Raw genomic sequence first — 18,539 nt, forward strand, 5'->3', positions numbered from 1 at the left:
GCTCTGGAAGCCAGGGGCTTGCCTGAGTCCGGAGGAAGCTAACCGGAGGGTAGTGATCGTAGAAATGGATTAGATCGCGGTCAGTGATCGACCGGGTGATTTTTACGACATGTGGTTGTCATGCGCAGCGAAGCGCGGAATGCCCGGCATGCTCTCCTCGCGGACGACGTCATGCCCGCTCCCCTCGCTGGAAGAGAGGGGAGCGCTTCGCCGGGGGGGGGGCGGCGGCTGCCTATTCCTCCACCAACGACTTCTCGGCAGGCGGATGCAGTCGCAGCCGGGTCACGCGCTTGGGATCGGCCTCGACGATCTCGAGCTTCCAGCCGCTGCCATGCTCCAGGCACTCGCCCGCTTCGGGCACATGGCCGGCGAGCACGAAGGCGAGCCCGCCCAGCGTGTCGACGTCGCCATCGACTTCGCCCAGGCGCGGATCGACCGTGTCGGCGACATCCTCCAGCTCGGCGCGGGCATCGGCGTCCCAGCCGCCGCCCTCGATCGGGACGAGCAGCGCGGTCGGCGCTTCGTCATGCTCGTCCTCGATCTCGCCGACGATTTCCTCGATCAGGTCCTCGATGGTGATCAGGCCCTCGGTGCCTGAATATTCGTCGAGCACGATGGCGAGATGGGTGCGGCGCAGGCGCATCTGGGCGAGAAGATCGAGTGCGCCCATCGACTGCGGCACGTAGAGCGGCTGGCGGATCAGGCCGGCGATGCTGGCGGGGTGCGGCGCGCCGCTGGCCAGGATGTTGAACACGTCCTTGATGTGGACCATGCCGATGATCGTATCGAGCTCTTCGCGATAGACGGGCAGGCGGCTGTGGCCGGCATCCTCGAACAGCTTCACCAGATCGGTGAAGCTGGTGCCCTCCTCGACCGCGATGATGTCCGCGCGCGGCACGCCGACATCGCCGGCGTCGCGCTCGCCGAAATGGAGCAGGTTGCGCAGCATCTGGCGCTCGATCGGGGCAAGGTCGCCCGCCGGCGCGCGACCGCCCTCGTCATGCTCGTCGATTGCGTCCTCGATGCGGTCGCGCAGCGTTTCTTCTTGGTCGTCACCGAACAGGAGGGTGCGGATGCCGCGCCATATTCCGCCACCTTCGTGGCTGTCTCCGTTGCCGTTGCTACTAGGGCCCTCGGGCATGTTCGGTGTTCAATCCTCGCGTATCAGATAGGGGTCGTGCAGGCCGAGCGTGCGAAGCGCGGCGCGCTCCATTTCCTCCATCGCCTCGGCTTCGGCATCGTCCATATGGTCATAGCCTAGCAAATGCAGCAGGCCGTGGACAATCAGGTGCGTGGCATGGTCCTCGACGGCGACCCGGCGCTCCAGCGCCTCGGCGGCGCAGATGCCGTGCGCAAGGACGATGTCGCCCAGCAGCACTTCGCCGTCATCGCTGTTCTCGGTGACTGCTTCCATCAGGTCCGGCTGGATCATCGGGAAGGAGAGCACGTTGGTCGGCTTGTCCTTGCCGCGATACTGGCGGTTGAGGACATGGACCTCGGCATCCGAGGTGAAGCGCACCGCGACTTCGATCGTCGCGGGGTGGTCCAGCCATTCGAGGAACGGCGTCTGGCGGAGCGCGGCCGCGGCGGCGCGGTTGGCGAGAGTTTCCCAGTCCGCGTCCGGCCAGGGGGATTCGACCAGGGCGGCAACGTCAAGCATCTAGATCCTCCCCGGAACGGGGAGGGGGACCGCGTCGCGAAGCGGCGTGGTGGAGGGGGGGCTCCGCAAGCGAAGTCCCTGGTGGAGAGCCCCCTCCACCAGCCTGTGGCTGGTCCCCCTCCCCGTGCCGGGGAGGATCAGGAAGGCATCACGCATTCGGCCCCTCATAGGCCTCCACGATCCGGCCGACGATCGGGTGGCGGACCACGTCTGCCGCCGAGAAGCGCGAAAAGGCGATGCCCTCCACGCCCTCGAGCCGCCGCACCGCGTCGTTCAGGCCCGAGGCGGGCGGGCCGCCGGGCAGGTCGACCTGGTTCGGGTCGCCGCAGATCACCATCCGGCTATTCTGGCCGAAGCGGGTGAGGAACATCTTCATCTGCGCCGGCGTGGTGTTCTGCGCCTCGTCGAGGATGACGAAGGCATCGGCAAGGGTGCGGCCGCGCATGAAGGCGATCGGGGCGATCTCGATCTCGCCGCTGGCGATGCGCCGTTCGACCTGCTCGGCGGGCAGGCAGTCGTAGAGCGCGTCGTAGATCGGGCGGAGATAGGGGTCGACCTTTTCCTTCATGTCGCCGGGCAGGAAGCCCAGCCGCTCGCCGGCCTCGACTGCGGGGCGCGACAGGATCAGCCGCTGGACGCTGCCGGTGATCAGCTGCGCCACCGCCTGGGCCACGGCGAGATAGGTCTTGCCGGTGCCTGCGGGCCCCAGCGCGAAGATCATGTCGTTCGAGACGAGCGCGCGCATATATTGCGTCTGCGCCACCGAGCGCGGCACGATCGTCTTCTTGCGCGTGCGGATCATGATCGGCGGCGGGGCATTGCCGTTGTCCGCCTTGATGATGCCGGTGAGCGTCGGCTCGCTCGACATGGCGATCACCGCGTCGATCAGCCCCGTATCGACTTCCTCGCCGCGGATGACGCGGGCGTGGAGCTCCTGCAGCACTTCGCGGGCATGGGCGACGGCTTCGGCCGAGCCTTCGATCTGCACGCGCTGGCCGCGGGCATGGATATAGACGCCGAGCCGCTCCTCCAGGGCAAGTATGTTGCTGTCGAACTCGCCGAAGAGCTGGGGAAGGAGCTGGGGCTTGTCGAAATTCACCTCCACGCGGGAGCGTTCGCCGGTTTGGGCGGGGACAGGCTTGCGGCTCATGCGGCTCCTTGCGGCTGAAAAATGTTGACTCTCTTGACGGTCCCGCGCGTGCGCGCGGACATCGCTCGTCCGGCGCGCGTAGAGGCGCTGCGTGTCAAAGCGAAGACGATGCGGGCGGTTCCCTGGCGCATGCGATATGGGGAGAGTGGCAGAGGAATTCCAACTTGGACAGGGGGAAAGCGGCGGCCGGGCGCTTGGCGGCCTCGCCGTGTCGCGGGCGCAACGCTTCGCCGATCCCGCTCCGCCGCGGCCGGGGCAAGCCTCATGCCGCCGGCTGTTTCTCCATGCCGCTGAGCGAATTGGCGAAGCCCTCGGCGATCTCCACGTCGACCATGTCGCCGATCCCGGCATCGGTATCCAGATATACCGACTGGAGCCAGGGCGACTTGCCGAGCATCTGGCCAGGCAGCTTGCCCTGGCGCTCGATCAGCACCTGGCAGCTCTTGCCGGCGGTCGCCCGGTTGAAGGCGAGCTGGTCGCGGTTGAGCGCGGCCTGCAGGCGCTGCAGGCGCTCGTCCATCACCGCCGCCGGCACGAACGCGTCGCTCATCTCCGCCGCCGGAGTGCCGGGACGCGGGCTGTACTTGAAGCTGAAGCATTGCGCGTAGCCCACGGCGTCGACCAGGCTCAGCGTCTCCTCGAACTCGGCGTCGGTCTCGCCCGGGAAGCCGACGATGAAGTCGCCAGACAGCGCGATGTCGGGCCGGGCGGCACGGACGCGGTCGAGGATCTTGAGATAGGAATCGCGGCTGTGGCTGCGGTTCATCGCCTTGAGGATGCGGTCGCTGCCCGCCTGCACCGGCAAGTGGAGGAAGGGCATCAGCTTTTCCACTTCGGCATGGGCGCGGATCAGGCCCTCGCGCATGTCGTTGGGGTGGCTGGTGGTGTAGCGGATGCGCGCCAGGCCCTCGATTCGGTCGAGCGCGCGGATCAGGCCGTGCAGGCCGGTGCCGGCCTCGTCGTCCCAGGCGTTGACGTTCTGGCCGAGCAAGGTGATCTCGCGCGCGCCGGCATCGACCAGCGCCCTGGCCTCGTCGACCAGCTCGGCGAAGGGGCGGCTGATCTCGGCGCCGCGAGTATAGGGCACGACGCAATAGGTGCAGAACTTGTCGCAGCCTTCCTGCACGGTGAGGAAGGCGGTGGGCCCGACCTTGCGGCGCTTCGGGAGCGCGCCGAACTTGCTGATCGCGGGCATGTCGGTGTCGAGCGCGGAGGCGCCCTCGGCCGCCTTGGCGACCAGCTCGGGGAGGTTGTGATAGGCCTGCGGGCCGACCACGACGTCGACCTTCGCGCGGCGGACGATCTCCTCGCCTTCGGCCTGGGCGACGCAGCCGGCGACTGCGATCATCGGAGCAGGCCGATCGGCTTCGGCGGCGTGCTTGCGCAGGCGGCCGATGTCCGAGAAGACTTTCTCGGTCGCCTTTTCGCGGATGTGGCAGGTGTTGAGCACGATCAGGTCGGCGCCATCCGCCTCGGCAGTCGCGGTCATGCCCTGCGCGGCCATCAACTCGGCCATGCGCTCGCCGTCATAGACGTTCATCTGGCAGCCGAACGACTTGACGTGGAAGGTCTTGGGATTGGCCTTGGGATTCCGGGGGGCGTTCATCGGGCGGGGCTATAGCTGCGAAAGTCGACAACATTAAGCCCCTCACTGGACGGGAGAGGCCGGGGCGATTCGATGCGCGCGATACGGCATGATCCCGTGCGGCTTCGGTATCGCCAGGCTCCCCCTCGATCCCTTCCCTTGCGGGAAGGATCAGGCCCCCGGCTTCGGCCGATAGCCGATCGGATCCTCGGCGAAGCGGAAGGTGCGCAGGGGGTGGCCGAGCACCTCGACCAGCGCCGTCTCGATCCGGCGGCGGCTCTCGGCGGCGATCACCTTGCGGCCGGGAAAGTCGCGCGGGTGGAAGGGCTCGAGGAAATGCACGTCCAGCCGGAAGCTGCCCTTGCGGCCCAGCACGCGCCGGGCGTTGTTGAGCCCGCGTTCCTGGCCGATCCAGCAGATGTCGTCCGCCGCCGCGCCATAATGGAGCATCACCGGCTGCACCATCACGCCGGGCGGCGGCGGCTCGAGCACGCGCAGCATCGGCGTCTTGAAGGGAAGGAGGGACTTGCCGTCGGTGGTGGTGCCTTCGGGGAATACGGTGATTGCCCAGGTCTCGGCCAGCGCGTCGCGCAGCTCGTTGATCTGCTCGGCGACGCCCAGGCGGTTCTCGCGCTTGACATAGACGGTACGGTTCAATCCGGCGAGCCAGCCGACCACTGGCGCGCGCTCGATCTCGGCCTTGGCGATGAAGGCGGTGCCGCTGGCGCCGCCCAGCGCGAGGATGTCGATCCAGCTGAGATGGTTGGAGATGTAGAAGACGTCGCGCTTCAGATGCGTGCCGACGCGGTGGATGCGCGCGCCGCAGATCCGCGCGGCCGCCGACAGGAAATAGCGCGGCCAGGGCGAGGGCAGGCGGACCAGCCGGAAAAGATAGTGCAGGGGCACGAGCAGCAGCAGCGCTACGACCAGCATCGCGACGCGCAGCCACATGCGGCAATGCTCGGCTGGCGTGAGCAGGGTGTCGTGGCCCTGGATCGCTTCCTCGCGCCGGCGCGCGGCGCGCTGCTCCCGCGTCTCGCCCGCGCCCGGCACCTCAGCTCTTGCGGTCGAGCGCGACGCCGTAGAGCTCCATGCGGTGATCGACCAGACGGAAGCCGAGTCGCTCGGCGATCTGCTTCTGCAACTGTTCCAATTCGGGATCGACGAACTCGATCACTTCGCCGGTCTCGACGTTGATCAGATGATCATGATGCGCTTCGGGCGAAGGCTCGTACCGGGCGCGGCCGTCGCCGAAATCATGGCGATCGAGGATGCCCGCTTCTTCGAACAGGCGCACGGTGCGATAGACCGTGGCGATCGAGATGCCCGGATCGATCGCCGAAGCGCGCTCATAGACTTTCTCGACGTCGGGATGATCCTCCGCATCGGAGAGGACGCGCGCAATCACCTTGCGCTGTTCGGTGATGCGCAGCCCCTTCTCGTGGCAGAGCGCTTCGAGATCGATCTTACGGCCCATGGGCGCGATGTAGCGTGGGTGCATCGAAGTTGGAAGACTGGGGCGGAGAAAACTGGGGCGGAGAAAAGGCGCGTGCAACGAAAAGACCGGCCCGGAGCGATCCGGACCGGCCCTTGCGATTTCGGTGCGTCGGGGCTCAGCGCTTGCGGCGCTTGGTGCCCAGGCCGATCTTCTTCGCCAGGCTGCGGCGCTGCTCGGCGTAATTCGGGGCGACCATCGGATAGTCGGCCGGCAGGTTCCACTTGGCGCGATACTGCTCCGGCGTCATCTGATAGTGCGTCATCAGGTGGCGCTTCAGCATCTTGAGCTTCTTGCCGTCCTCGAGGCACACGATGTAGTCGGGCTTCACCGAGGCGCGAATGGAAACGGCAGGCTCCTGCTTCACTTCCGGCTCGGCAGCAGCGCGGCCAAGACCCGAGAGCGCGCCATGCACGTTCTGGATGAGAGTCGGAAGGTCGGAAACCGACACGCTATTGTTGCTGACATGTGCTGCAACAATATCCGCCGTCAGCGTGACCAGCGTTTCATCAATCTCGGCTTGCGTTTCCATTTTTTTCCTTTCGACCCGGCGAGGACGACTATGACTCATCGCCCGGTGCCACCCTATCGGACCATTTTGGAGCAAACGCAAGACCATATTTGCAGATATCCGTAAGTCTCACGTCAGGTTCCGCGCATAGGTATGGGCATCGAACAACTGCCCGCTACGTCCTCGATAATAGTCTCTGCGTTCGGCGACCTTTTCGAAGCCTTCGCGACGGTAGAGCCAGACGGCATCGTTTCCTGAACGCACCTCCAGATGGAGGCGCGCGACACCGCGGCCACGGGCTTCCTCGATCACTGCGCGAAGCAGCGCGCCGGCCACGCCGCGACGGCGTGCGGCGGGGCGAGTGGCGAGCAGCAGCAGTTCGGCTTCGTCGACGACAGCGCGGGCAAGGGCAAAGCCGGCATCCTCTCCGTCGATGCTTGCCACCACCAGCCATACGCCGGGAAGCGAGAGCATGCCCAGGCACTGGGCACTGGTCCAGGCCTCGCCAAAGCGCGGATCGAAGGCTTCCTGCATGATGCGATTGACGCTTTGCAGATCGTGCGGCCCGCCTTCGCGCAGCTCGACCAGATTGATCGCGCCGCTCATGCCAGGCCCCGTTCGGCGAGCGTTCTGGCATCGGGCGCGCGGCCATAGACCGGGCGGGAGGGGAGCAGCGTGAAATCGCCCGGGAGCAGCCGGGCGTCGGCCGCGGCGGGCAGCGCCTCGCGCAGATCGAGCCCTTCGGCCAGCGGGATCAGGTGACGGACGCCGCTGCCAAAGGCCGGGCGCCCTTCGAGCGCGGCGAGGGCAGCGGCGGGAGGGAGCGAGCGGAACGGCCCGTCTTCGCGCAACGGCTGGGAATGGAACGCCTGCATGAATACTTCACCGTGCCCGCCTTCGAGCACCACGGCAAGGCTGGCGATCGCCGGATCGGCGGCGAAGCCCGCCGCGGCGACGAGCGCAAGCGACGAATAGCCGCGCACCTCCGCGCCCCAGCCGATCGACAGGCCGAGCGCGGCGGCGAGACCCACGCGCACGCCGGTGAAGCTGCCGGGGCCGACATCGACGAGGATCCGCGCCGCCCGGCCCTGGCCCGGCAGCGACGCGATCATCGGCACCAGTCGCTCGGCATGGCCGCGCCCCACGACCGCATGGGCGGCGGCGGCCACGCTCGCCCCGTCGAGCAGCGCGACCGAACAGGCGGCGGTCGCGGTCTCGATGACGAGAGTCAGGTCAGAGGACGCGATTGAACTGCTCGAATTCAGGTCGCGGGAGTCGATCGAAGATGGTGGAGGGGTCGCCATGTCCCAGGGTCGAGATGAAGTTGGACTTCACGCTGGGCTGGTCCGCAAAAAAGGCTTCGTCAACCTTCGCGTTGTCGAAACCCGACATCGGGCCCGTGTCGAAGCCGAGCGCGCGAGCGGCGATCAGCAGATACGCGCCCTGGAGCGACGAGTTGCGGAAGGCCGTCGTATAGCGGCTCTCCTCGGTGGGGAACCAGTCCTTGGCGGTCGGCGCGTGCGGGAAGAGCCAGGGCAGCTGCTCGTTGAAGGCGAGGTCCATGCCGATGATCACCGCGGCCGGCGCCTTGCGGATCTTGTCGGCATTGGTGCTGCTCGACAGCGCCGCGAGCCTTTCCCTGGCCTCCGGCGTGGTCAGCCACACGAAGCGCGCGGCCTGGTTGTTGGCCGAGGTGGGCCCCATCTTGAGCAGGCCGTAGATGCTGCGGATATCGGCTTCGGTCACCGGCGCGTCGGTATAGCCGTTATAGGTGCGCGCGGTACGGAAGATCGTGTCCAGCGCCGCGTCGTCGAGCGGTTGGGCCATGTTCCAGTCCTTTCTTGGGCGATTGGGCTCAGACGGCCCGGACTTCGGTGACTTCGGGGACGTAATATTTGAGCAGCTGCTCGATGCCGTTCTTGAGCGTGGCGGTCGAGGACGGGCAGCCCGAACAGGCGCCCTGCATCTGGAGATAGACCTTGCCGGCATCGAAGCCGCGATAGACGATGTCGCCGCCGTCATTGGCGACGGCGGGGCGCACGCGCGTCTCGATCAGTTCCTTGATCTGCGCGACGATTTCCGCATCTTCGGGAGCGTCGCCGAAATCCTGGCTCTCGGCCGGCACGCTGAAGCCGGCCGCTGCCGCGTGGAACAGCGGCATGTTCGCCGCGAAGTGATCGAGCAGGATGCCGAGCACGTCGGGCTTCACGTCGCGCCATTCGGCGCCGGGCGCGACGGTCACCGAAATGAAGTCGCGGCCGAAGAACACGCCGGTCACGTCGCCCAGGCCGAACAGCGCCTCGGCGAGCGGCGAAGCCTCGGCTTCCTCCGGGCTTGCGAAGTCGCGCGTGCCTGCGTCCATCACGGTGCGGCCCGGAAGGAATTTGAGCGTCGCCGGATTGGGCGTGGCTTCGGTCTCGATCAACATGGCCGCCATTTGGGCGCTCGGGCGGCGGGGATCAAGCCGGAAGGGCGAAACGAAAGGTTTCCGATGGGGAAGCGCTGCGCCTGGGCTGAGGCCTTATATTCTTCCCTCTTCACCCCGGCCTTGAGCCGGGGGCCGCCGCCTTGGCGGCAGAGGAGGAAGCGGGATCCCGGCACAAGGCGGGGATGACGGAGGAAAATCAGATACTCGCCTGGGTTCTCAACCTAGTCGTCGTCCTCGTGCCGTGTCGCGTCGGTCACGCTCTGGTCGTGGCCGCTCTTGTCACTGAAGAAGGCGGCGGCGAACAGGCCGCAGCCGAGCAGCGTGGAAAGGAACACGCCGCCGATCGTGGCGAGGACGGCCGAGGGATAGAGTGCGTCGTAGAGCGAGAGATACCAGAGCGCGCCGGCGACCATCAGCACGCCCGCAAGCGCGATCCAGGCGATCATCCGGCGGAATTCGGCCCAGGCCTTGGCGTGGTTGATAGCCATTTGCGGCAGCTCCTTCGTTCGGCCATGTGGGCCCGCGCCGCGCGCAAATCAATCGTCGAGCGCCTGCATTGCCGCGTTCCAGCGGCTCAGGTTCACGCGCGCTTCCTGTACGAAGGCGGAGCCGCGGATCCAGGCCAGGAACCGGTCGACGAACCATTTGCCCGGCTGGCGGAGCGGCCGGCGGAACTGGATGAGCAGCACGACACGGGTGCCGCTCGTGTCGTTCCAGACCTCGTGATCATAGGTGTCGTCGAACACCAATGTCTGGCCCTCCGCCCAGCGCAGGATACGATCGCCGACCCGCATGCGCACATCGCCGTCGCGCGGCACGATCAGGCCGAGATGGCAGGTGATCAGCCCCTTGGTGACGCCGCGATGCGCCGGGATGTGCGTGCCCGGCGCGAGGATCGAGAAGAAGGCACTGTTGAGGCCGGGAATCGCCTCGACCAGTCGAGTCGTCTCGGGGCAGCGATCGAGATTCTCCCGCACGAGATAGCCATAGCCGTAGAGGAAATAGCTGCGCCACTTGCCCGGCGGCGCGATCGCGCGGTGATCGGGCGAGATCACCGAGAGCGAAGGGGCAGGGTGGCGTTCGAGGGCGGCGGCGATCGCCTCGGCGCGGATCGCCTGCCAGTTGGCGCGCAGTGCCTCGGTCCAGGCGAAGTCGCGCACGTCGAGCACCGGTTCGTTCGAGGCGAGCGAGAAGCGGGCGATGAACCGGTCGAAGGCGCCGCGCAGATGCTTGCCATATTTGATCAGGAAAGGCCGGTTGCCGTCCGCCCGCAGCAGCGCATCCGGCATCGCGGCCCCGGACATGCGCGTGAGATCGGGAATCATTTCCCGTGCCGCGGCGGTTTCGACTTCGTCCGCGTCCCGCCACATTGCGCTGCCCCGCGCACTCGGCTCGACCTTCACTGCACCTGACCTTGCTGGTTACGCTGCCTATTCGACTGCGGGACTCGCCCGCTCCGCTCCGATTAGCCTTTGGATGGGTCGAAAACATGGCCCCGCTGCGGCGCGCAGGTGCCGCTTCGTGTCCGGCGCGTACATCTGGGGGAAAGGTTCGCGCTGGCATGCCCGGGCCTTCGCCCCTAGATGGACGGACTATGCATTTCTTCCTGCGCGCGCCTCTCGCGCTTCTCGCCCTTGCCTCGCTCGCTCCGGTGCTGCCGGTACAGGCCCAGCAGAATACCAATCCGCCGGGGGTGCCCGATACCAAGACGGTGGGGCGGCCGGTGCAGACCGCCAAGGATCCCTGGCTCTACGAGAAGAGCGACCTGGTCCATGACGATGCATGGAAATTCGGACGGCTTTCCAACGGGGTGCGTTATGCCGTGCGCAAGAATGGCGTGCCGCCGGGCCAGGTCTCGGTGCGGGTGCGCATGGATGTCGGCTCGCTGATGGAGCAGGATAGCGAGCGGGGCTTCGCGCACTTGCTCGAGCACCTCTCGTTCCGCGGATCGGTGCACGTGCCCGACGGCGAATCGAAGCGCATCTGGCAGCGCCTGGGCGTGACCTTCGGCTCCGACTCGAACGCAAGCACGACCTTCACTGCGACCACCTACAAGCTCGACCTGCCCATGGCGACGCCCGCCGGGCTGGACGAGAGCTTCAAGATCCTGGCCGGCATGATGTCCGGTCCGCAGATCACCCAGAAGATCCTCGATTCCGAGCGGCCGGTGGTGCTTGCCGAACAGCGCGAGCAGCCTGGGCCGCAGGTGCGCTTGCAGGACGCGATGCTCGACCTGATGTTCGCCGGCCAGCCGCTGTCGCAGCGCGAGCCGATCGGCACGGTCGAGACGCTCACCCGCGCCACGCCGGAGACGGTACAGGCCTTTCACGAGCGCTGGTATCGCCCTGAGCGCGCGACGATCATCGCGATCGGTGACGTCGATCCGGCGCTGCTAGAGCAGATGATCGTCAAGCATTTCTCGGACTGGAAGGGTACCGGCCCGGTGGTGCCGACTCCCGATTTCGGCAAGCCGGTCGAGGGCAAGCCGGTCGCCGCCAGCATCGTCGAGCCTGCGTTGCCGGTGCTCACCACCATGGCGATCGTGCGCCCCTGGACCGTCGACGGCGACACGGTGATCTTCAACCAGAAGCGGATGATCGACCTGGTCGCGATCCGCATCATCAACCGCAGGCTCGAGACGCGGGCTCGCTCCGGCGGCACCTTCATCGCGGCGGGCGCCGACCTGAGCGATATCGGCCGCTCGGCGAACATCACCACCGTGCAGGTGCTGCCGGTGGGCGACGACTGGGAAGCGGCGCTGCGCGACGTGCGCGCAGTGATTGCCGACGCCCAGGCGACGCCGCCCACCCAGGCCGAGATCGACCGCGAAGTCGCCGAGATCGAAGCGTCGATGAAGCAGCGGATCAACACCGCGCCGGTGGAAGCGGGCGCCAAGCTGGCCGATGACCTGGCCGAGGCAGTCGACATCAACGAGACAGTGACGACGCCCGAATTCTCCTACGCGATCTTCAAGGGCGCGGTGGACGGCAAGATGTTCACGCCGACCACGGTGCTGGCGTCGTCGAAGAAGGTGTTCGAAGGCACCGCGACGCGCGCGATCGTCAACCTGCACACACCCGATCCGGCGATCACCACCAAGGTGGCATCCGCGCTCGAGGCCAATGTCGCTGCGAACGGCAAGCGCAAGCTGGTCGGCAATGTCAGTTTCGCGGCGCTGCCGAAGCTCGGCGTTCCGGGCAAGGTGGCGAGCCGCGAGCAGATTCTGCCGGGCACCGGCATCGAGAAGCTCGCCTTCGCGAACGGAGTGACGCTGCTGATCCGCCAGGACCCGTCGGAAACCGGCAAGGTCTATGTCAATGTGCGCTTCGGCCGCGGGCTTTCGGGCCTGCCGAACAAGGGCCGGAATCCGGCCTGGGCCGGCGAGCCGGCGCTCGTCGCCAGCGGCATCGGCAAATATGGCCAGGAAGAGCTCGACGCGCTCACCGGCCGCCGCCAGATCGGCGCCGATTTCGACGTCGACGATGATGCCTTCGTCCTGAAGGGGCAGACCACCAAGGAGGATCTGTCCGACCAGCTCAAGCTGCTCGCCGCGAAGCTTGCCGCGCCGGGCTGGGATCCCAATCCGGTGCTGCGCGCCAAGGCGGGCATCCTGTCGGGCTATGCCGGCCTCTCGGCCTCGCCCGACGCAGTGCTGAATCGCGACCTGGAGCGGCTGCTCCACAATGGCGATCCGCGCTGGGGCGTGCCGGCCGAGGCGACGATCCGCGAGACCACGCCGGAGAGCTTCCGCAAGTTCTGGGAGCCGCTGCTGGCGACCGGTCCGATCGAAGTCGAAGTGTTCGGCGACATGGACGCCGAGGCGACGGTGAAGGCCGTGGCCGCCACTTTCGGCGCGTTGAAGCCGCGCACGGCGAGCAAGGCGCCGCTTGCGCCGGTCGAGTTCCCCGCGCACGTCGCCACGCCGGTGACGCTGTTCCACAAGGGCCAGCCCAACCAGGCCGCGGCGGTGATCGCCTGGCCGACCGGCGGCGGCACCGAGAATGGCGGCATCACCGAGAGCCGCAAGCTCGAGGTGCTGGCCGCAGTGTTCCGCGACCGGCTGCTCGACCAGCTGCGCAGCCAGGCGGGCGTGAGCTATTCGCCCCAGGTGGCGAGCCAGTGGCCCCAGGGCCTGCCGACGGGCGGCAAGATCATGGCGCTGGGCATGGTGCCCCCCGACAAGGTCGATTTCTTCTTCGAGCTGTCGCGGGCGATCGCGGCGGATCTGGTCGCCAAGCCGATCGACATGGACGAGCTCAATCGCGCGCTCACGCCGCTCAAGCAGCAGATCCTGCGCATGTCCTCGGGCAACATGTTCTGGATGCGCCTGGTCGAGGGCGGCACCCATGATCCCGCGCGGATCGCCGGCGTCGAGACGCTGGCCCAGGACTATTCGCGCGTGACGCCCCAGGACGTGCAGGGGCTGGCGATGAAGTATCTCCGCCCAGACAGGGACTGGACGCTCAAGGTGGTGCCGGAAAAGAAGTGAGGCTTCGGGCCCGCTCTATAGGAAACGGAAAAGGCCGGGGTGGCAGCCCCGGCCTTTTTGTTTGTCCGCACCGTTCCGTCCGCTTCGTCCTTCCCGCGAAGGCGGGGAAGGGGAGAGCGAAGCCGCAGCGGTGCGTTCCTTACCGGTACAACCCGTCCAGTCGCTCGCCATAGACCGCCTTCAGCACATGCCGGCGGATCTTGAGGCTCGGCGTGAGCTGCTCGTTCTCGATCGTGAACGGCTCGTCGGCGACCAGGAACTTGCGCACCCGCTCGATCACCGACAGGTCCTTGTTCACGCGCTCCACCGCCTGGCCCAGCGCCGCCTTGTAGTCGGGATCGTGCGCGAGTTCCCTGAAGTCGCACTTGGTGGCGGTTCGGGCGCACCATTCGGCGGTCCATTCCGGATCGGGGACGATCACCGCCGACATATAGGGCTTCTTGTCGCCGGCGATCATCGCCTGGACGATCTCGGGCTGCAAGGTGAGCATGCCCTCCACCTTCTGCGGCGCGACATTGTCGCCCTTGTCGTTGACGATGATGTCCTTCTTGCGGTCGGTGATCTTGATCCGGCCCTTCTCGTCGATATGGCCGATGTCGCCGGTATAGAGCCAGCCATCGCGCAGGACGCGCTTCGTCTCCGCTTCGTTGCGCCAATAGCCGTGCATCACGAGCTCGCCGCGAACCAGGATCTCGCCATCGTCGGCGATGCGCACCTCGACGCCCTCGAGCGGCGGGCCGACCGTGTCCATCTTGAGCCCGGCCTTGGGCCGGTTACACGAGATCACCGGCGCCGCCTCGGTCTGGCCATAGCCCTGGAGGAACGTGAGGCCGAGGCTCTGGAAGAAGATGCCGACTTCCGGATTGAGCGGCGCGCCGCCCGAGACCATCGCCTTGATCCGCCCGCCGAATTTCCTCGCGAGCTTTGGCTTCAAGGTGGCGCCGAGGAACAGGTTCATCGGCAGATCCGAGAAGCGGCCGGTGCCCGCCGCCTTGCGGCCGCCGATCGCCACGGCCTTGTCGAGCAGGAAATTGGCGAAATTGCCCTGCTTCTCCACCTGCTTGACGATGCGCGTGCGCAGCACCTCGAACAGGCGCGGCACGACGACCATGATCGTCGGGCGCACTTCCTCGATGTTCGAGGCGAGCTTCTCCAGCCCCTCGGAATAATAGATCTGCGCGCCGAGCCCGATCGGGAAATGCTGGCCCCCGGTATGCTCATAGGCGTGGCTGAGCGGCAGGAACGAGAGGAACACCTCGTCGTCCCAGCCGAAATCCTCGCTGATCAGCGCGCAGCACGCCTCGACATTGTGCAGGATCGCGCCGTGGTGCTGCATCACCCCGCGGGGGCTTCCCCCCGTGCCGCTGGTGTAGATGATGCAGGCCAGGTCCTCGCGGCGGAACGTACAGGAAAGGCCGCGCGGATCGGTGTCGTGCCTGGCGATCAGCCCGCGCCAGTCATGGAATTCCAGGCTGCCCTGCTGGGCGACGCGCAGTTCCTCGATGCCGATCACCATCCGGGCCGAGGAGGAGCGAATCGCGGCCGGGAGCAATGTCTTGGCCAGCTTGGTGTTCGAGACGATGATCGCGCAGGCGCCCGAATTCTCGATGATGTGCTGGTGGTCGCGCTCGGTATTGGTCGTGTAGGTGGGCACGGTCACGCACCCGGCTGCCATGATCGCCAGGTCGCTGATGCAGAATTCCGGGCGATTCTCCGAGACGAGCATCACCCGGTCGCCGCGCTTCAGGCCGAGCGCGGTGAGCGCCGCCGACAGGCTCGCCACCTGGCGGGCCGCATCGGCCCAGCTGGTCGGCTGCCATTTCCCCTCCGCCTTGTGCCAGAGGAAGGGCGCGTCGCCCTTTTCCTTCGCCCGCGCGAAGAACATCTGGACCAGGTTCTCAAACCGTTCGAGCCTACGCATTCCCTCTCCCCAGTTCGGGCGCCCCTTTCCTGGAGCGTCCCGCCTCTTCCCCGACGTTATTCCGACGGCCGGTTCGGCTGCGCGCCCACACGGCTGATAACGGTCATGTGGCCCTGTTGGTCCATCACGACGCCCTCGCTGCGCGGATCGGCGCCGCCGGTCCAGCGGCCCCCGACGCGCTCGACCGCGTTCATCTTGAGCCCCAGCGGGGCCGACTGCACCTTCTCGCCCAGCGCCTGGAGCGCCGGGACCATCGCGTCGAGCTGGGTGCCCCTTTCCGCGACTGCCATGGGGCCGGGCGCATAGAGCAGGCCGAGGCCGATCGCATCCTGCGCCGAGAGCTTCCAGTCGATCACGCCGACCAGCGCCTTGGCGACCTGGGCGATGATCGTCGAGCCGCCCGCCGCGCCGATCGCGATGCGGACCTTGCCGTCCGGGCCATAGACGATCGTCGGCGCCATCGAGCTGCGCGGGCGCTTGCCGCCCTCGACGCGATTGGCGACGAGATAGCCGTCCTTCTCCGGCACGATGTCGAAATCGGTGAGCTCGTTGTTGAGCATCGTGCCGTCCACCGACAGGCCCGAGCCGAAGGCGCCTTCGATCGTGGTGGTCACCTGGGCGACATTGCCGGCCTTGTCGACCACCGAGAGCGAGGTGGTGCCCGGCACTTCCTGCGGCTTGACCGCGATGCGCTTCGGCGCGCCCGGCGGGGTGCCGGCCCGCACCTGGGCCATGGTGCCGTCCGGATGGATCAGCGCCGAGCGGCCGGCGAGATAGCCGCGGTCGAGCAGGCCGGCGATCGGCACCTGCACATAGTCGGGATCGCCGACATAGAGGTCGCGATCGGCATAGGCGAGGCGCGAGCTCTCGGCGAACAGGTGCCAGGCGACCGGATTGTCCTTGCCGAGCTTCGCCATGTCGAACCGCTCGAGCTGGGCGAGGATCATCATCACGGTGACGCCGCCCGACGAGGGCGGGCCCATCGAGCAGATCTTGTAGGCGCGGTACTTGCTGCACAGCACCGGCCGCTCCTTGGCGTCATAGGCGGCAAGGTCGCCGACGGTCATCTTCGACGGGTTGCGCGCCGCGCCGTTGACCGTCGCGACCAGCTTCTCCGCCTGCGGGCCGACATAGAAGCTGTCGGGGCCGAACTTCGCGACGCGCTCGAGCAGCGCGGCCTGCTGCGGATTGGTCGCGTGCGCGCCGGCCGCCAGCGGCTTGCCGTCGGCCTGGTAATAGATCGCGCGGACGCCGGCATCGACGTGCGGCGCATAGTTGCGCAGCGCGTTCGCGAGCCGGGGCGAGACGTCGAAGCCCTCGCGCGCCAGCCGGATCGCCGGATCGAACAGCCGCGCCCAGGGCAGCTTGCCGGCGCGGGCATGCGCCTTCGCCATCGCGCGCAGCGTGCCCGGCACGCCGACGCTGCGCCCGCCCGGCACCGCCGCCATATGGCCGAGCGGCTGGCCGTCCGGGCCATAGAACCAGCGATCGTCCGCGGCCATCGGCGCTGCCTCGCGCCCGTCGACCGTGGCGATCTTGCCGGTCTTCACGTCATATTGAAGGAAGAAGGCGCCGCCGCCGATGCCGGCGCTCTGCGGCTCGACCACGTTCAGCGCGAGCATCGTCGCGATCGCGGCATCGGTGGCGCTGCCGCCGGCATTGAGGATCTCGGTGCCGGCGGCGGCGGCGCGGGGATCGGCCGCGCTCACCACACCCTGGGCGGAAGCCGCGGCGGGAGCGGCGAGAAGGGCGAGCAGCAGGAACAGCTTCTTCATCCGGCAAGCCGTAGCGGGCTTTGGCCGGAGCGCAAAGACGCTACGTCGGGCGGCGGATGATCGGATGATTGCGCAAGGGTATAACCAGGCGCAATCTGGCGGACGGTGCAGCGCCGGTGCCCGCCCATGCCGGACGGGTGCGCGCTCCCCATGGAGGGCTAGCATGACCGACGGCTCGACGTTCGCAACTTCCCCCTCGCTGCTTCGCGCGCTCGGCAAGCGGTGGTGGCTGTTCCTGCTGCGCGGCATCGCCGGCATCGCCTTCGGCATCCTGGCGCTGCTCTGGCCGGGAATCGCCCTGCTCACCCTGGCGCTGGTCTGGGGCGCCTATGCGCTCGTCGACGGCGCGTTTGCGCTGGCCGCGTCGCTGTCCGGCATGCGCAGCGGCGATACGCCGCGCTGGTGGCTGGCACTCACCGGTCTCGCCGGAATCGCCGCGGGCCTGCTGACGATCATCTGGCCGGGCATCACCGTGCAGGTGCTGCTGCTGCTGATCGCCGCCTGGGCAATCGTCACCGGCGTGATGGAGGCCGCCGGCGCGATCGCGCTGCGCAAGGAGATCGAAGGCGAGATCTTCCTGATCCTCGCCGGGCTGGTCTCGATCGGCTTCGGCGTGATGCTTCTCGCCTGGCCGGTCGCGGGCGCGATCGGGCTGGTCTGGCTGATCGCCTGGCTCGCGATCCTGGGCGGTGCGGCCTATGTCGCGCTCGCGCTGCGGCTCCGGAAGCTCGCCGGCTAGGGTCGCGCCTCAATCAGCAAACCCCGTCATCCCCGCCTGCGCGGGGATGACGAAGGAAAATCAGATACTTGTTTGGGTTCTCGACCTAGGCGAGCGCCCGGGCGATGGCGCGGGGCAGGCCCGGCCCCTTGAACACCAGCGCCGAATAGATCTGGACGAGCGTGGCGCCCGCGTCGATGCGGCGCTTCGCTTCGTCCGGCCCGTCGATCCCGCCCGCAGAGATTAGCGGCAGCGCGCCTGCGGCGATCTCCGCCGCCTCGGCCAGCTTCTGGCGGGCGAGCGGCGCGAGCGGCTTGCCCGACAGGCCGCCGGTCTCGCCGGCATGGCCCGAGCGGAGCGGCGGGCGCGAGATGGTGGTGTTGGCGACGATCAGCGCGTCGATCCGATTGTCGAGCGCCGCCCGGATCGCGCCCTCCAGCCCGGCGCGATCGAGATCGGGCGCGACCTTGAGGAACAGCGGCGTCTCGCCCCGCGCGGCGTGGCTCGCGGCGAGCAACTCGTCGAGCGCGGGGCGCGACTGGAGATCGCGCAGGCCCGGCGTGTTGGGCGAACTGACGTTGATCGTGATATAGTCGGCAAGATTGGCCGCCTTGCCGACGCCCAGCGCATAATCGGCGACGCGGTCCGTGCTGTCCTTGTTCGCGCCGACATTGATGCCGAGCATGCCCCGGCGTGGGCCAAGCTTCGCGATGCGCGCCAGGGCCGCGTCGATCCCGCCATTGTTGAAGCCCATGCGGTTGATCACCGCCTCGTCCTCGGGAAGGCGGAACAGGCGGGGCCGGGGAT

18 protein-coding genes are annotated in these 18,539 nt (G+C 67.6%); 2 read left to right on the plus strand and 16 right to left on the minus strand.

Going from position 1 to position 18,539, the window contains the following annotated elements; all coding sequences use genetic code 11:
• Positions 1-232: 232 nt before the first annotated feature.
• From FFS08_RS21205 to FFS08_RS21265, 13 genes are all read right to left on the minus strand, one after another.
• The gene (locus FFS08_RS21205) at positions 233-1,141 is read right to left on the minus strand and encodes a hemolysin family protein (RefSeq protein ID WP_137864508.1); all 909 of its coding nucleotides are present in this window, start codon (positions 1,139-1,141) and stop codon (positions 233-235) included.
• Between the two features lie 9 nt (positions 1,142-1,150).
• Complete coding sequence (ybeY, locus tag FFS08_RS21210) at positions 1,151-1,660, minus strand: rRNA maturation RNase YbeY (protein ID WP_137864507.1); 510 nt, start codon at positions 1,658-1,660, stop codon at positions 1,151-1,153.
• Positions 1,661-1,808: 148 nt separating this feature from the next.
• On the minus strand, positions 1,809-2,810 hold the full coding sequence (locus FFS08_RS21215) for a PhoH family protein (RefSeq protein ID WP_137864506.1): 1,002 nt from the start codon (positions 2,808-2,810) through the stop codon (positions 1,809-1,811).
• A gap of 262 nt (positions 2,811-3,072) precedes the next feature.
• Positions 3,073-4,416, minus strand: coding sequence for a tRNA (N6-isopentenyl adenosine(37)-C2)-methylthiotransferase MiaB (gene miaB / locus FFS08_RS21220; protein ID WP_137864505.1), 1,344 nt, complete (start codon positions 4,414-4,416; stop codon positions 3,073-3,075).
• A 150-nt stretch (positions 4,417-4,566) separates the two neighbouring features.
• Positions 4,567-5,346, minus strand: coding sequence for a lysophospholipid acyltransferase family protein (locus FFS08_RS21225; RefSeq protein WP_137864537.1), 780 nt, complete (start codon positions 5,344-5,346; stop codon positions 4,567-4,569).
• A gap of 103 nt (positions 5,347-5,449) precedes the next feature.
• Positions 5,450-5,872: a Fur family transcriptional regulator gene (locus tag FFS08_RS21230; RefSeq protein ID WP_137864504.1), complete on the minus strand. Its 423-nt coding sequence runs from the start codon at positions 5,870-5,872 to the stop codon at positions 5,450-5,452.
• 136 nt (positions 5,873-6,008) lie between these two features.
• Positions 6,009-6,422 (minus strand): Ros/MucR family transcriptional regulator, encoded by a 414-nt coding sequence (locus FFS08_RS21235; RefSeq protein ID WP_137864536.1) that lies wholly within the window; start codon positions 6,420-6,422, stop codon positions 6,009-6,011.
• A gap of 108 nt (positions 6,423-6,530) precedes the next feature.
• Positions 6,531-7,007, minus strand: coding sequence for a GNAT family N-acetyltransferase (locus FFS08_RS21240; RefSeq protein ID WP_137864503.1), 477 nt, complete (start codon positions 7,005-7,007; stop codon positions 6,531-6,533).
• On the minus strand, positions 7,004-7,705 hold the full coding sequence (gene tsaB, locus FFS08_RS21245; protein WP_137864502.1) for a tRNA (adenosine(37)-N6)-threonylcarbamoyltransferase complex dimerization subunit type 1 TsaB: 702 nt from the start codon (positions 7,703-7,705) through the stop codon (positions 7,004-7,006). Before tsaB ends, FFS08_RS21240 begins: the two co-directional genes overlap by 4 nt.
• Positions 7,635-8,228 (minus strand): malonic semialdehyde reductase, encoded by a 594-nt coding sequence (locus tag FFS08_RS21250; protein WP_137864501.1) that lies wholly within the window; start codon positions 8,226-8,228, stop codon positions 7,635-7,637. The genes tsaB and FFS08_RS21250 overlap by 71 nt, the downstream gene beginning before the upstream one ends.
• Positions 8,229-8,256: 28 nt before the next feature.
• The gene (locus FFS08_RS21255; RefSeq protein WP_137864535.1) at positions 8,257-8,829 is read right to left on the minus strand and encodes a NifU family protein; all 573 of its coding nucleotides are present in this window, start codon (positions 8,827-8,829) and stop codon (positions 8,257-8,259) included.
• 221 nt (positions 8,830-9,050) lie between these two features.
• On the minus strand, positions 9,051-9,317 hold the full coding sequence (locus tag FFS08_RS21260) for a hypothetical protein (protein ID WP_249341249.1): 267 nt from the start codon (positions 9,315-9,317) through the stop codon (positions 9,051-9,053).
• A 48-nt stretch (positions 9,318-9,365) separates the two neighbouring features.
• On the minus strand, positions 9,366-10,199 hold the full coding sequence (locus FFS08_RS21265) for an aspartyl/asparaginyl beta-hydroxylase domain-containing protein (protein WP_249341248.1): 834 nt from the start codon (positions 10,197-10,199) through the stop codon (positions 9,366-9,368).
• A 224-nt stretch (positions 10,200-10,423) separates the two neighbouring features.
• On the opposite strand from FFS08_RS21265, the gene FFS08_RS21270 reads away from it, so the two are divergent.
• Positions 10,424-13,318 (plus strand): M16 family metallopeptidase, encoded by a 2,895-nt coding sequence (locus FFS08_RS21270; RefSeq protein WP_137864500.1) that lies wholly within the window; start codon positions 10,424-10,426, stop codon positions 13,316-13,318.
• 139 nt (positions 13,319-13,457) lie between these two features.
• On the opposite strand, the gene FFS08_RS21275 is transcribed toward FFS08_RS21270, so the two are convergent.
• Positions 13,458-15,239 (minus strand): AMP-dependent synthetase/ligase, encoded by a 1,782-nt coding sequence (locus FFS08_RS21275; RefSeq protein ID WP_137864499.1) that lies wholly within the window; start codon positions 15,237-15,239, stop codon positions 13,458-13,460.
• A 56-nt stretch (positions 15,240-15,295) separates the two neighbouring features.
• A complete protein-coding gene (gene ggt / locus FFS08_RS21280) occupies positions 15,296-17,014 on the minus strand; it encodes a gamma-glutamyltransferase (protein ID WP_137864498.1) in 1,719 nt (572 codons plus the stop codon).
• A gap of 163 nt (positions 17,015-17,177) precedes the next feature.
• On the opposite strand from ggt, the gene FFS08_RS21285 reads away from it, so the two are divergent.
• Positions 17,178-17,753: an HdeD family acid-resistance protein gene (locus tag FFS08_RS21285; protein ID WP_137864497.1), complete on the plus strand. Its 576-nt coding sequence runs from the start codon at positions 17,178-17,180 to the stop codon at positions 17,751-17,753.
• Between the two features lie 85 nt (positions 17,754-17,838).
• On the opposite strand, the gene pyrD is transcribed toward FFS08_RS21285, so the two are convergent.
• A partial coding sequence (pyrD, locus tag FFS08_RS21290; protein WP_137871856.1) for a dihydroorotate dehydrogenase (quinone) occupies positions 17,839-18,539 on the minus strand: 701 nt, incomplete at its 5' end.

Origin of the sequence: Sphingomonas sp. 1F27F7B, assembly GCF_005503355.1 — a bacterium.
Classification (GTDB): domain Bacteria; phylum Pseudomonadota; class Alphaproteobacteria; order Sphingomonadales; family Sphingomonadaceae; genus Sphingomonas.